This window comes from Lysinibacillus sp. S1 (genome assembly GCF_044986265.1).
Taxonomy (GTDB): Bacteria; Bacillota; Bacilli; order Bacillales_A; family Planococcaceae; genus Lysinibacillus; species Lysinibacillus capsici.
Genome location: NZ_CP173154.1, coordinates 4,000,254 through 4,013,927, shown reverse-complemented (window position 1 = coordinate 4,013,927; position 13,674 = coordinate 4,000,254). Strand labels below are relative to the sequence as shown.

The 13,674-nt window shown below is 37.8% G+C and carries 14 protein-coding genes, 1 pseudogene and 1 other annotated feature; of the genes and pseudogenes, 3 read left to right on the top strand and 12 right to left on the bottom strand.

What is annotated here, in order from left to right:
• Nucleotides 1-10: 10 nt before the first annotated feature.
• From ACHZEU_RS20060 to argF, 5 genes are all read right to left on the bottom strand, one after another.
• Nucleotides 11-289: a glutaredoxin family protein gene (locus ACHZEU_RS20060; RefSeq protein ID WP_048393631.1), complete on the bottom strand. Its 279-nt coding sequence runs from the start codon at nt 287-289 to the stop codon at nt 11-13.
• Nucleotides 290-302: 13 nt separating this feature from the next.
• On the bottom strand, nt 303-1,316 hold the full coding sequence (locus ACHZEU_RS20055; RefSeq protein WP_404803689.1) for an LLM class flavin-dependent oxidoreductase: 1,014 nt from the start codon (nt 1,314-1,316) through the stop codon (nt 303-305).
• Between the two features lie 45 nt (nt 1,317-1,361).
• Nucleotides 1,362-2,690, bottom strand: a complete 1,329-nt coding sequence (locus ACHZEU_RS20050; protein ID WP_404803688.1) for an LLM class flavin-dependent oxidoreductase — start codon at nt 2,688-2,690, stop codon at nt 1,362-1,364.
• Between the two features lie 143 nt (nt 2,691-2,833).
• Nucleotides 2,834-3,730, bottom strand: coding sequence for a LysR family transcriptional regulator (locus ACHZEU_RS20045; protein ID WP_404803687.1), 897 nt, complete (start codon nt 3,728-3,730; stop codon nt 2,834-2,836).
• A 297-nt stretch (nt 3,731-4,027) separates the two neighbouring features.
• Nucleotides 4,028-4,993: an ornithine carbamoyltransferase gene (gene argF / locus ACHZEU_RS20040; protein ID WP_404803686.1), complete on the bottom strand. Its 966-nt coding sequence runs from the start codon at nt 4,991-4,993 to the stop codon at nt 4,028-4,030.
• Nucleotides 4,994-5,235: 242 nt separating this feature from the next.
• Between argF and ACHZEU_RS20035 the strand changes: the two genes are divergently transcribed.
• Nucleotides 5,236-5,682 carry a MarR family winged helix-turn-helix transcriptional regulator gene (locus ACHZEU_RS20035; RefSeq protein WP_048393621.1) on the top strand — a complete coding sequence of 149 codons (447 nt, stop codon included), beginning with the start codon at nt 5,236-5,238 and terminating at the stop codon, nt 5,680-5,682.
• Nucleotides 5,683-5,704: 22 nt separating this feature from the next.
• A complete protein-coding gene (locus tag ACHZEU_RS20030; protein WP_279495729.1) occupies nt 5,705-6,703 on the top strand; it encodes a serine hydrolase in 999 nt (332 codons plus the stop codon).
• 410 nt (nt 6,704-7,113) lie between these two features.
• On the opposite strand, the pseudogene ACHZEU_RS20025 reads toward ACHZEU_RS20030, so the two are convergent.
• Nucleotides 7,114-8,202: pseudogene (locus ACHZEU_RS20025) on the bottom strand (M42 family metallopeptidase).
• 94 nt (nt 8,203-8,296) lie between these two features.
• Complete coding sequence (locus ACHZEU_RS20020) at nt 8,297-8,782, bottom strand: dUTP diphosphatase (RefSeq protein WP_048393617.1); 486 nt, start codon at nt 8,780-8,782, stop codon at nt 8,297-8,299.
• A gap of 105 nt (nt 8,783-8,887) precedes the next feature.
• On the opposite strand from ACHZEU_RS20020, the gene ACHZEU_RS20015 reads away from it, so the two are divergent.
• On the top strand, nt 8,888-9,283 hold the full coding sequence (locus ACHZEU_RS20015; RefSeq protein WP_016994855.1) for a hypothetical protein: 396 nt from the start codon (nt 8,888-8,890) through the stop codon (nt 9,281-9,283).
• A 23-nt stretch (nt 9,284-9,306) separates the two neighbouring features.
• Here the strand turns inward: ACHZEU_RS20015 and ACHZEU_RS20010 are convergent, their stop codons facing one another.
• The 5 genes from ACHZEU_RS20010 to thrS form a co-directional block, all read right to left on the bottom strand.
• A complete protein-coding gene (locus ACHZEU_RS20010) occupies nt 9,307-9,570 on the bottom strand; it encodes a DUF1294 domain-containing protein (protein ID WP_048393614.1) in 264 nt (87 codons plus the stop codon).
• 146 nt (nt 9,571-9,716) lie between these two features.
• A complete protein-coding gene (rplT, locus tag ACHZEU_RS20005; RefSeq protein WP_004226314.1) occupies nt 9,717-10,076 on the bottom strand; it encodes a 50S ribosomal protein L20 in 360 nt (119 codons plus the stop codon).
• Nucleotides 10,077-10,133: 57 nt separating this feature from the next.
• A complete protein-coding gene (gene rpmI / locus ACHZEU_RS20000) occupies nt 10,134-10,334 on the bottom strand; it encodes a 50S ribosomal protein L35 (protein ID WP_004226312.1) in 201 nt (66 codons plus the stop codon).
• A gap of 31 nt (nt 10,335-10,365) precedes the next feature.
• Nucleotides 10,366-10,869, bottom strand: coding sequence for a translation initiation factor IF-3 (gene infC, locus ACHZEU_RS19995; protein WP_016994853.1), 504 nt, complete (start codon nt 10,867-10,869; stop codon nt 10,366-10,368).
• A gap of 95 nt (nt 10,870-10,964) precedes the next feature.
• Nucleotides 10,965-11,113: a sequence feature (ribosomal protein L20 leader region), on the bottom strand.
• A 171-nt stretch (nt 11,114-11,284) separates the two neighbouring features.
• The gene (gene thrS / locus ACHZEU_RS19990; RefSeq protein WP_048393612.1) at nt 11,285-13,216 is read right to left on the bottom strand and encodes a threonine--tRNA ligase; all 1,932 of its coding nucleotides are present in this window, start codon (nt 13,214-13,216) and stop codon (nt 11,285-11,287) included.
• Between the last annotated feature and the right edge of the window lie 458 nt (nt 13,217-13,674).

The following is a 13,674-nucleotide window of genomic DNA, read 5'->3' as shown; positions in this document are numbered from 1 at the left end:
TCTCCTTCTGTTATGCATATGAGGGTAGATTCACAGCAAGTGCCTTCTGTAGATGCTCTAAACCAATTGCTGTTACGGCTCTATAGATACCTGTTTCACTTGAACCAATTTCTACAACGGGTACATGTCGAACACCATACTTTATATCAAGGATGTCTCTAAAATTATCATTAGACGTGACATCAACTGTTTTGTAGGCAATATGTCGTTCTTGTAGATATGCTTTTATTTCCTCGCAATAACTACAACCTTGCTTCGACCAAATAATTATATCTAAACTTTTTGTCATATCATGACCTCCCTTAGATTACCTTCACCTTTTGCTGTAACTGCAAATGGACAGGACTTAAAAGCTCAAACGAACGTTGACGTTCAAATTCCTTCAAGATGGGCGTATGCAAAATAAATTCATCAATTTGGAATCGTACATGGTAGTCATCTAAATTGGCTCTAATGTCTTCTGCTGTACCGTATAAAATATCAGCCTCATACTGCTCCACCGTGTATTCCTCTCCAGATTCCTGACCAAATTTCTCTGCTAGCTCTACTGATTGTAGCGTCAGGCTTCTGCCACTTGCTAAATGCACCTTTGTAATTTTTTGATCTCCTATTAGCTCTTTCGCTTCCTCTTTACTTGGAGCAGCAAGTGCAGCAATGGAAATCGCAAAAGTACCGTTTGGATGATGACTGCGATAGATTGTAGCCGCTTGCGCCAAAACATCATTATCACTATTAATAAATCGAGCAAAGACAAATGCAATGCCGAGTTTTCCTGCAAGAGCAGCACTTTCAGGGCTAGCGCCAAGTAAAAATAATGTCGGCTTTGCCTTTGGAATCGGCGTTGCTTGTATGCCATATAATTCGTGCTCTTTTGGTATGGATTGCTCAATTAATTGCTGTAAAAATATTAGTCTCTCTTCAAAATCTTCCCCTTGATTGAGTGTGCCATATTGTAGAGCCTTCGTGGAAAGTGGCAAGCCACCAGGGGCTTTACCGATTCCTAAGTCTACACGTCCTGGCTCCAATGATGCTAGAACATGGAAATTTTCCGCTACTTTATAGGGGCTATAATGCTGTAGCATAACCCCACCTGATCCAATTTGHATGGATTTGGTTTTGGCAAGTAAATAAGAAACCAATACTTCTGGAGAAGAACCTGCTAATGACTCTGTATGATGATGCTCCGATACCCAAAAACGTGTATAGCCTAACTGCTCAGCTCGTTGTGCTAAAGCCACCGTTTTTTGTAATGTTTGTTCATTGCTTGCTCCTTCAATAATAGGGCTTTGATCTAATATGCCTAATGTATAACTCATACAACCCCTCCTAATTTCTTTTATTCAAATAAATTTACTAGGTTTTTAGACAGACTGTTTAACATAGCGACTTTCCTTGAATGGTAAACCTAAATTCCCACGCAAAGTATCTGCCTCATAATCTTTACGATATAGCCCTCTTGCTTGTAAAATTGGCACTACTTTATCAACAAAATCTTCAAGAGCACCAGGTACTGTCACGCCAATAATAAAACCATCTGCTGCTTCCTTTTCAAACCATTCTTGTACAAGATCTGCTACTTKCTCAGCTGTCCCAAAAAAGGCTGTTTTTGGTGTCGCCTCGCGTAAAGCGACTTGACGTAATGTCAGACCCTCCTGCTTAGCATAACGTTTAATATAATCGGTTGTGCTTCTAAAGCTATTGGCTCCAATATCCCCTAGATCAGGAAACGGTGCATCCACATCGTATTGGGTAAAATCATGATGGTCGAAGTAACGTCCAAGATAAGCAAGAGCACGGTCTATGGAAACTAACTCAACAATTTCTTGATATTTCGCCTCTGCTTCCTCCACAGTATCGCCAATAATTGGTGATATACCTGGAAAAATCTTTACTTCTTCGGGATTTCGTCCAAATGTTGCCACCTCTTTTTTTACTCTCGAGTAAAATTTCTKWGCCTCTTCAATAGATGCCCCATGTGTGAAAATGGCATCTGCATCTTTTGCAGCTAATCGAATGCCCGCATCAGACGACCCAGCCTGGAAAATAACGGGCTGGCCTTGCTTTGTTCGACCAATATTGARTGGTMCTTGGACTGAAAAATATCGCCCTTTATGATGTAATGTGTGTAATTTTTCTGGATCAAAAAATTGATCTTTGTTGACATCTGCAATAAACGCATCATCATCCCACGAGTCCCATAAGCCTTTGACAACCTCTAAGTATTCTTCCGCAATTTGATAGCGTTCTGCATGGCTAGGATGTTGGTCGATTGTTTTGTTATAGTTCAAAGCAGTACTTTCTAATGGTGTCGTTACAACATTCCATCCAGCACGCCCAGCACTAATATGATCTAATGAAGCGAATTGGCGTGCTACTGTAAATGGTTCGCTATAGGAAGTTGAGACTGTTCCAACTAACCCAATGTTTTTCGTCGCTACTGCTAAAGCCGATAAGATTGTAATAGGTTCAAATCGATTTAAAAAATGAGGGATGGATTTTTCGTTAATAAATAAACCATCCGCAATAAATGCTACATCAAATTTTCCCTGCTCTGCTTTCTGAGCCTGCTGAATATAGAAAGGTAAGCTTACACTTTGATTGCTCGCCACCTTTGGATGACGCCAACCAGAAATATTTCCTCCTACCCCATGAATAATTGCTCCAAATCGAATTTTATCCTGTCTAGCCATGTCAATTCCTCCTCAATCTTTATTTTACTAAACATAGTGGTTAAGTATGTTTTGTTGGATTGAGAATGATATTACCGTTCCTTTAGACGATATGCAATAGGTACAGTAATAGAAAAAATTTTATGTGGTGATAAAATTTTTTATCAATACGTGTCTCCTATGCTTTCAAAATGCTTAGCTGTTTCACAAATTGTCTGCCAAAAGGCTGATGGCAACGTCTCTTTCTCTTTATAGGTTAAAAATATATGTTGATTCATATCCAGCAAATGCTTAACGTCTATCTCCACAAATTCACCGCTTTCCAGTTCCTTTTTAATGCATAGATGTGGTAAAAAGCTTAGATAGTCTTTTGTCCGAATAAACTCTTTGGCAACTTCTAAATGATCTGTTCGTACCTCAATATTGGCTGCTACTCCCTCTACCTCGAACATTTTATGCACATAATTCCAATCAAACGCGCCACATTCAAAAAACACCATTTTCTGTTGAGCTAATTCTTTTGCTTGAATAAGTTCATTTAGTTGTAATGGGTGATCACGGTGTTTGACAAGTTTCACTGTATTGTTCAATAAAAGCTCGTTCTCAATGTCATCCCCATGTACATATTGAATAAAGCCTAGATGAATTTNGTGGCTTTGTAGCTTTTCTAAAATGTTTGTTGTGGAACCTGTAAATAATTGAAAACGCAAATAAGGAAATTGCTCTTTCCATTTAGGCAATGCATAGGCTAAAAAATACTGGGCTGTTACACCGTTTGCACCAATACATACCTCATCGGTCTCCTGCGTTTCTTCTAATTGCTTCTTTCCTTGCTGAAATGTTTGCACAATTTGCGTGGCAAATGGTAAAAAATCTTTCCCTTTCTCTGATACGCTCACACTTCTTCCATCTCGGTAAAATAACTCAACACCTAGCTCTCGTTCTAATGACTTAATACGTGCAGTTACAGTCGGCTGTGAAAGAAATAATGCATTGGCTGCTTTATGGATACTTTTGTAATGGACAACATATAAAAATGCCTCGATATGGTCTATATTCACGAGGAGTTCACTCCTTCATTACTTATTTAACCTATTATATAARTAATTCMTTAAATTCTCTATAACTTATAACRAAACTATGTTTTATATTTTTGACAAAGAAAAAAAGTAACCCAGCGTCTCCCAGGTTACTTTACTATGTAGCGATGTAGCCATCCATCTTGACAACAAACATCGCACGTGGTGAACATCCCTCTGTCTGCCTACCACTTTTATGTTATTCACATGAACACCCTCTGTTGTCCATGTAAACTCTATCTATCGTACTTCTCAACTCGAGAAAGCATATGTCTCAATTTAAGCTAAAATCGATGCTAATACAGCTTTTTGAGCATGCAATCTATTTTCGGCTTGCTCAAAGATGTAAGAATTAGGTCCGTCAATAACTGAAGTCGCAACCTCTTCCTCACGATGTGCTGGTAAGCAATGTAAGAACATATAATTTGGTTTTGCATAGGCTACTAGCTCATCATTAATTTGATAGCCAGCAAAATCTTGTAAACGTTTTGCTGTTTCTTCCTCTTGACCCATAGATGTCCAAACATCAGCATAGACGACATCTGCATTTAATACTGCTTCAACAGGATCATTCGTGATCATAATCGTACTGCCATTTGCTGCCGCAATGGCCTGTGCTTTAGCGATGACTTCCCCATCACATTCATACCCTACAGGTGTCGCAACAGCTACATTCATGCCAACGTGTGCTGAAGCTACTACGAGTGAGTGTGCTACATTGTTGCCATCACCTACATAGGCAATTTTAAGTCCTTTTAACATGCCTTTATTTTCTGCAATCGTCTCTAAATCAGMTAATGCCTGGCAGGGATGATAAATATCCGTTAATCCATTGATGACAGGGATTGCTGCATGCTCTGCAAGCTCTTTGACCATTTTGTGAGAGTTTGCGCGAATCATAATGCCATCTAAATAGCCCGATAATACATGCGCTGTATCGTAAATTGATTCACCACGACCAATTTGCAAATCACGCGCATGCATAAACATGCTTTTCCCACCTAATTGATTCATACCAACTTCAAATGAAATACGTGTACGAGTTGAATGTTTCTCAAAAATCATGCCAAGCGTTTTACCTTCTAGTAATCTTGGACATTTCCCCTCTTTTGTAATCATCTTAAGCTGTGTTGCTAATTCAATAAGATCCTGGACCTCTTGACTTGTATAGTCTAGCAAAGTTAGTAAATCTTTTCCCTTTAAACTAGACACTAACTTTAACTGTACTTCTTCGAGTAATTTCATAGCCTTCGCTCCTTATATCGTTGCTGTTGAAATTAGTATAACATGCATAAATATAAAATCAACTGAATTTTTATAATTAATCTTAAKTATTATTCATTTGTTATTAAATGTGTCAAAAATTCGTCAAAGYGAATATTTATACATATTTTCTTTTTTACTAAACATTCATATTCTTAAATAATTGCATTATAGTTTATATATATTTATAATTAATATGCATTAACTATTGAGGCGGTGAAAAAATGGAAAAAGAGCTGATACAGCTGGTCAAAGAGCTGAACCAAGTAGAATATGAAACAAATGTGATGCTAACAGAAGAATTCTCCACCCTATTAGATGAAACATTAACTACAAAGCAGGCACTATTTTTAAGTCTTCTTCAAACACATGGCCCTTTGCAAACCTTCGAATTAGCAAAGTTGATGGGGACATCTGCTAGTGCTGTAAGTCAATTAGTAGGAAGATTAGAACAGGAGAGCTTTATAAAAAGAACCATAAATAAAAAGGACCGTAGAGAGATCATCATCGAGTTAGATACGCGGGGCTTTGATTATTTTCAAAAACAGGAAGAAATTGAACTAGCCATTATCAATAAATACTATTCACAGCTCTCTAAAGAGGATTTACTGCAATTAAAAGAAATATACACGAAACTCCATGCTATCGTCTCTAGCGATCAAAAAAATTAGAGATTGAAAAGGAGGAATATTTGTGGATTTAAATGATTTAAAAAAGGATATTTTTAAAATTGCTTATCCTTACGTAAAGACTCGTCCGAATGTAATCCTATCCATTGGTGTTATTTGTCGTAATCTAGATGCTGCTTTTATATTCAACGGCTCAAATGTCACATATGATAAAAAACCCTATGTCTATGAAATTGGGTCAATCTCTAAAGTTTTAACAACATCCATGTTTGGGGAAATGATTCAAGAAGGAATCGTGAAGATAGAAGATTCTATCGCCAAATACTTTTCTGAAATTCCCGATAATCACCCTGTAACTTTGAGGCATTTTGCAAATCACACATCTGGTCTACCGGGAATTGGTGTACTGAAGAACATCTATAATCTTTTTGATAGCCAAACACCTCGTGACCCCTTTTGTCCCTACTCATTGAATGAGGCAATACAGTATTTTAAAACCCATACCCAGGAGCCTAAAGTTAAGTTTAGATATTCTAATGTAGGAATGGGCCTTTTAGGATATTTATTAGCAAATGAACTTCACACTGACTTTGAAACAGCCATTACTCGTAGAATCGTAGAACCTTTAAATTTAACGAATACCTTTATTTCTATCCCCCCCTCTAAAGAAAATACCGTATTGAAGGGATATTCTGTTCGGGGACATAACAAGCCCCCACTTGAAATGAATGAATTTATGGCAGCTGGCGCTCTACGATCCACTGTTGATGATTTATTAAAATTTTTAAAAATACACATTGGCAATCAAAATTCAGGCTATCTATTAACACATCAAGCTACTCATACTATTTCAAAAGATGTAAGCATCGGATTAGGATGGGTACTTGAAGACGATATTATTTGGCATAACGGATCAACGAAAGGCTTCTCTAGTTATCTAGGATTTAATAAAAAACAGCAAACAGGTGTCGTGATTCTATCCAATTATCGATCCTCTATACTAGCAACAAACCCTCTTGAAATGGGGAAAAATATTCTACAGCTCTTGCAAAATTCTTTATAGCGAAAATGGGGTGTTTCTTGAATGGTATAAACGGGAATACCCTATTCTTCACAAGAACTACTTGTAGCTCCTATACATAGCTTGAAACCTGTCAACCTTTACTCATTCTTAATAGTTCTATGCTTGTTAAACGCTTCTAGAAGCTAGCAATGATTCTTGTCATAAGCTAACTTAACATGGGCTGTTGCTCAGCACAGCAACAATCAATTTACTTGCAGCTATTTTCCATTAACCTACAAATTAATACTTCTCTATATTTTGATTTCTATAAGAGTCTTACTCACTAATAAGAATGGGACTTGTGTTTATAATTACTATTCATATTAGCAAGTCTAATTGTCTTGGAATGATAAAAAAGCCTCCTAACATTTTGTTAGAAGGCAAAATCATGCTATATCTATTTAGCAGTATCAGTCAAAAGTAATTTTATTGACTGCATCACGGTCTAATTTTTTAATGACTTCTACCATTAATTTAACGGCATTATCATAATCATCACGATGTAGGATACCTGCATGTGAATGAATATAGCGTGTTGCAATACCGATTGATAGTGCTGGTACACCATTTGCTGTTACGTGGATGGAGCCAGCATCTGTACCACCGCCAGCCATCGCTTCAAATTGATATGGAATATTGTGCTCATCTGCTACATCTAATACGAATTCACGTAAGCCACGATGTGAAACCATAGATGCATCATACACAACGATTTGAGGGCCTGCACCCATCTTACTCGTTGATTCTTTTGCTGTAACTCCAGGAGTATCTCCTGCTACACCTACGTCCACTGCAAATCCAATATCTGGTTGGATTTTATGTGTAGCAGTTTTTGCACCGCGAAGTCCAACTTCTTCTTGTACATTCCCTACAGAATAAAGAATATTAGGGTGCTTWTCATYTWSWAAMRCWTTCATAACATCAATCGCGATTGCACAGCCGATACGGTTATCCCAAGCTTTAGCTAATAGATACTTATCATTTTTCATTACATTAAATTCAAAGTACGGTGTTACCATATCGCCAGGACGTACACCCCACTCAAGTACTTCATCTTTAGAAGCTGCACCAATATCAATAAACATATCTTTAATGTCTACTACCTTATTACGTACATCCGCAGGTAAAATATGAGGTGGCTTTGAACCAATAACCCCAATCACTTCATCGCCCTTACGTGTAGTAATCGTTACACGCTGTGCAAGCATAACTTGGCTCCACCAGCCACCCACTGTTTGGAATTTGATAAAGCCTTTGTCATCAATTTGTGTAACCATGAAGCCTACTTCATCTAAATGTCCTGCTACAACAATTTTAGGACCGTTTTCATCGCCAACTTTTTTAGCAATGACACTACCTAAGTTATCTGTTTCTACAGTATCTGCATATGGTGCAATGTATTTTTTCATGACCTCACGCGGTGCACGTTCATTACCTGCGATACCATTCGCATCTGTTAAATCTTTAAACATTTGTAATGTTGGATCTAGTTGTGTCATCCTTTTGCCTCCTACTTCTTGTATCTATTTTATTATACTTCGTTTACCGAAATATTCCTAGCTTAATCGTCTGAAAATTGGTGTATTTCTTAATTTAATAACCTGAACGCTGCCGATGATAATTTTCTTGATTTTTTTCAAGATAAGCACCAACTACATCCTCAAATGTAAAACCGAGATTATACGCTAGTAATCCATAGTATTGCCAAATAGCTAAATAACGCTCCTCTGTAGGTTGATGAATAAATGCTAAAATAACACTTTGTGTTTCTAAAAAAGTAGCTGTTAAATCTTTGTTTTCTTCTACGAAAGGCCACATGTCAATCGATGTATAGCCCTTTAATAAGCCAAGAGATAAGATAAAATGAATCGAATCTACATATTCTTCTAAAATGACTTCACGTGCTGATGGTCCCTTTGTGCTCCAAAATTTAAAGCAACGTGTTTCATTAGCAAGCTCAGCTAGTTCCACTAGTAAGGCTAAGCCCTTTTCCTGAAACACATCTTGCTGAATATTTTGTGTTTGCTCGATAAAATCATCAAGCTCTTTTTGCATGGTAAACAATTGTTGTAAATTCATTTTTTTCTCCTAAATTTCTAAAAAATTTTTTATAAAAAGTGAAACTATTTGACCCTTCTAATCGTATAGGAAAGAATAACCTTTCTTCAAGGGGGAAATTTAAACATGTTGCCGTTACTAATTCGACTTGCTGTAATAGCGCTTATTATCTATGTATTTTACAAAGCGATTCGTTATATAACTGATCCTAAACGCAAACTTGATGAAGCCTATGAAAAAGGCCAGTATTATTTCTATGATGACGTTAAAAATGTCCGAAAAAATTTCTTTATTTCCTATAAGGGTGCTCTTTTTGAAGGTGAAAAATACCTAGGCACAACAGAGGATGCATTTGAGGTTGTAACCATTTTCGTCGGTGCGCGCGATGCTGCAACATTACAAGGCTTCAGCAAAAGCGACTTTGAATATTTGCAGCAAGAAATATTATTGAACTATCCAAGCGCCAAAATCAATTGGAAGCAGCCCATTGAACAGCTTATGCGAAACACATCCTCATCATGAGGATGTGTTTTAATTATTCTCATTTATGTCCAGAGTTGCACAATGATAAAAATTTGTATGGCTGCAAGTAGGGGAAAACCAAATGCAAAACGATTATGACGTGTTTTGTGGCGGAATAAATACATACCCAATACACCCCCAGCTGCCCCTCCTGCTATGGCTAGTGTAAATAATGTACGCTCTGCTATACGCCATTCATGATTCTTTGCGCGTGATTTATCCATCCCCATTAAAATGAGCAATACAATTGATACAATGCTCATATAAGCTAATAATGCTTGTCCCATTTCTTACTCCTTTAAAACCGTGATACTATTAATCTAACACAAAAAAGACTGATGGAAAAACCCATCAGTCTTTTTATTGCACTTATGATATTTCACACCTGTAGCTAAGCTTTCGGTGCAGAAATAATAGTGAATGTTGTCAGCTATTATTTAGCTACTGCTTTTTTAGCAGCGTCTGCTAATTGAGTGAATGCTGCAGCATCAGTTACTGCAAGGTCAGCTAACATTTTACGGTTAACTTCAATACCAGCAACTTTTAAACCGTGCATTAAACGGCTATAAGAAAGACCGTTCATACGAGCAGCTGCGTTGATACGAGTGATCCATAATTTACGGAAATCACGTTTTTTCTGACGACGGTCACGGTATGCATATTGACCTGATTTCATTACTGCTTGGTTAGCAACTTTGTATAATGTATGTTTTGAACCATAGTAACCTTTAGCTAATTTCAATACTTTTTTACGACGTTTGCGCGTCACTGTTCCGCCTTTTACGCGTGGCATATGAATTACCTCCTGCTTTTCATTAAAAAATGAATGTTAGTATTTTTTTGTAGTCAATTATTTCATGTAAACAAGTAAAGATTTGATGCGTTTGAAGTCACCAGATGATACGATGTTCGCTTTACGTAGGTGACGTTTTTGTTTCGTAGATTTGTTTGCGAATAAGTGGCTTCCATAAGCACGGTCGTATTTTAATTTACCTGAACCCGTTTTTTTGAAACGTTTCGCAGCTCCACGGTGAGTTTTCATTTTTGGCATGTCGAATTCCTCCTAAACTGTTCGTCTAATATTATTTCTCGTTCTTTGGTTGAAGAACTAAGAACATGCTTCGGCCTTCCATCTTCGGTTTTTGTTCTACCGTTGATACTTCAGCACAAGCTTCAGCAAAACGATCTAACACACGTTGACCAATCTCTTTGTGTGTGATCGCACGACCTTTGAAACGTAGGCTACATTTTACTTTATCGCCTTTTTCAAGGAATTTAATCGCATTACGTAACTTCGTTTGGAAATCATGCTCATCGATTGTTGGGCTCAAACGAACCTCTTTCATTACGATGACCTTTTGATTTTTACGAATTTCACGGTCTTTCTTTTGCTGTTCAAACTTAAATTTACCATAGTCCATGATACGAGCGACTGGCGGCTTGGCTTGAGGGGCCACAAGGACAAGATCCAAGTTTACACGAGCGGCGATTTCTAGCGCTTCATTACGTGTCTTTACACCAAGCTGGTCACCATTGTGATCGATTAATCGAAGTTCACGTGCGCGAATGCCTTCGTTTACATACATGTCTTTGCTAATAGTAATCCACCTCCAAGTAGTTGTCGCGAATACATGGTTTGGGCAAAGCCTTGCCCGGTTGAACGGTACATCCTCTCGTCATGTCCATAAAAAAAGGACGGACATTTTTGAAGATGTCCGCCCGCTATATGTGCATGCGCAAGTCTACGCAAAACAATTCAACGTGTCATACCTGTTCACAGCCTTTAAAGCGTTGTATCAGGTGAGAAGCGGGCAGCCTCTACTTCAACCACAAACTTTGTATTCATTAACCTTAATTATATTAGCATGTATATGATAAGCTGTCAAATATTTATTTTCTTATCTGTGCTAACATAACCAAAATGAAGCTATTCTATACAAATGCAAGATTTATTTTAACTAGAAACCCTCACTTTGGCAAGCGAGGGTTTCTAGTTAAAGCTTATTTTGTAATTTCTGTTTTTATAGCTGCTAGGAAATCCTCAAAGCTAATTGTTTCGGAATCTTTCGAGCCATAACGTCGAACATTTACGCCATTTGCCTCAACCTCTTTATCCCCGATAACAAGCATATAAGGAATCTTTTTCATTTGTGCCTCACGGATTTTATAGCCTAATTTCTCTTCACGATCATCCATTTCCACACGTAAACCAGCCGCTGTAAGTTGCTCTTCAATTTGCTTTGCATAGTCGAAGTGAGCTTCATTCGATACTGGAATAACTTCAACTTGTACCGGTGCTAACCAAGTTGGGAATGCTCCTTTGTATTCTTCAATTAAGAAGGCAACAAAACGTTCCATTGTTGATACAACACCACGGTGGATAACAACTGGACGATGAGGCTTACCATCTTCCCCAACATAAGTTAGGTCGAAGCGTTCTGGTAATAAGAAGTCTAATTGAACTGTAGATAAAGTCTCTTCTTTACCAATCGCTGTTTTTACTTGAACGTCAAGTTTAGGACCATAGAATGCAGCCTCACCTTCCGCTTCAAAGTAGTCTAAGCCAAGTTCATCCATTGCTTCTTTTAGCATACTTTGTGCTTTTTCCCACATTGCATCATCATCGAAGTATTTCTCAGTATCTGCTGGGTCGCGATAAGATAAACGGAATGAGTAATCATTAAGATCGAAATCTTTATAAACCTCTAAAATTAACTGTACTACTTTTTGGAATTCCGCTTTAATTTGATCTGGGCGAACAAAAATATGGGCATCATTTAATGTCATCCCACGAACACGTTGTAAGCCTGAAACAGCCCCTGACATTTCGTAACGGTGCATAGTGCCAAGCTCTGCAATACGCAATGGTAGGTTACGATATGAATGCATGCTGTTTTTGTACACCATCATATGGTGAGGACAGTTCATTGGACGCATAATTAATGTTTCATTATCCATTTCCATTGGTGGGAAAATTGAATCTTGATAATGATCCCAGTGACCAGAAGTTTGATAAAGCTCTTTAGAACCTAATACTGGTGTATAAACGTGCTTATAGCCAAGTGATAATTCTTTATCGACAATATAACGTTCAATAACACGACGAATTGTTGCACCATTTGGTAACCAAAGTGGTAAACCTTGGCCAACTTTTTGGGAAGTTGTAAACAGTTCTAATTCTTTTCCGATTTTACGGTGATCACGTTCTTTTGCTTCTTCTAGCATTTGAAGGTGGTGTTTTAATTCCTCTTTTTTGAAGAACGCTGTACCATAAATACGTTGTAACATTTTGTTATCAGAGTTCCCTCTCCAGTAAGCACCCGCTAATGATAAAAGCTTGAATTCACGAAGTTTACCCGTAGATGGTACGTGGATACCACGGCAAAGATCAAAAAACTCGCCTTGATAATAAATAGATACTTGCTCATCAGCAGGAATGGCTTCAAGTAATTCTAATTTATACTCATCGCCAATTTCTTCATAAAGGGCTTGTGCTTCTGCACGGCTTACATTTTTGCGTTCTACCTCAAGGTTTTCAGCAATAATTTTCTTCATTTCTTTTTCAATGGCTGGTAGATCTTCAGCAGTGATTGGTGTTGGTGAGTCAATATCATAGTAGAAACCACCTTCAATTACTGGACCAATACCAAGCTTTACATCTGGGAATAGACGTTTAATAGCTTGCGCTGTTAAATGGGCAGTTGAGTGACGTAAAATTTCAAGTGCTGCCTCATCATCTTGTGTAATGATTGCAATTGTTGCATCCTCTTCAATTGGTGTTTTTAAATCCACTAACACACCATTAATTTTACCTGCATACGCTTTTTTCCGTAAGCCAGGGCTAATAGATAATGCTACGTCATCAGTTGATGTGCCTTTTGCAAATTCCTTTACAGCGCCATCTGGGAAAGTTAATTTAATCATTTCTGACATATTCTTTGCACTCCTTTGTTTTTGATAAATACATAATGCTTGATGATTGGCTGGAGCAATGTTTGTGTGACTCTACGGCTTGGTTTGAGCGGAGTCATTGCTTTTTTAAGCATTTCTCTGTTCAATCGGAGCGGCATCTTCATGTTTCTGAGCGGTTTCTTACTCTCTATGAGCGAATTTACCACTTTCGCGAGCGACTTATCTCCCTATATGAGCGGATCCACCACTATTTCAATGAAATCTGAGAAAAATAAAAAAAGCTCCGTCCCTCACAAAAGGGACGAAGCGTATGCTCGTGGTTCCACCCTTCTTCCTTCCGACTTACATAAAGTCAGACGAAGCTCAAGGCTAGCTAACGGGCTAGGGACCGGCGAAAGATTATCCCTTTCGCTGCTCAGTAGGTAGTAAATAATGTGCCCATACTAGGAAGTTTTCAGCCGATGACTTCCCTCTCTAAA

Excerpts from the sequence above, each read along its gene's own strand:
- ACHZEU_RS20010 (WP_048393614.1), bottom strand. The coding sequence starts at position 9,570 with ATGGGACAAGCATTATTAGCTTATATGAGCATTGTATCAATTGTATTG.
- infC (WP_016994853.1), bottom strand. The coding sequence starts at position 10,869 with ATGTATGTAAACGAAGGCATTCGCGCACGTGAACTTCGATTAATCGAT.
- thrS (WP_048393612.1), bottom strand. The coding sequence starts at position 13,216 with ATGTCAGAAATGATTAAATTAACTTTCCCAGATGGCGCTGTAAAGGAA.
- ACHZEU_RS20015 (WP_016994855.1), top strand. The coding sequence starts at position 8,888 with ATGTTGCCGTTACTAATTCGACTTGCTGTAATAGCGCTTATTATCTAT.
- rpmI (WP_004226312.1), bottom strand. The coding sequence starts at position 10,334 with ATGCCAAAAATGAAAACTCACCGTGGAGCTGCGAAACGTTTCAAAAAA.
- ACHZEU_RS20020 (WP_048393617.1), bottom strand. The coding sequence starts at position 8,782 with ATGAATTTACAACAATTGTTTACCATGCAAAAAGAGCTTGATGATTTT.
- ACHZEU_RS20060 (WP_048393631.1), bottom strand. The coding sequence starts at position 289 with ATGACAAAAAGTTTAGATATAATTATTTGGTCGAAGCAAGGTTGTAGT.
- ACHZEU_RS20035 (WP_048393621.1), top strand. The coding sequence starts at position 5,236 with ATGGAAAAAGAGCTGATACAGCTGGTCAAAGAGCTGAACCAAGTAGAA.
- rplT (WP_004226314.1), bottom strand. The coding sequence starts at position 10,076 with ATGCCACGCGTAAAAGGCGGAACAGTGACGCGCAAACGTCGTAAAAAA.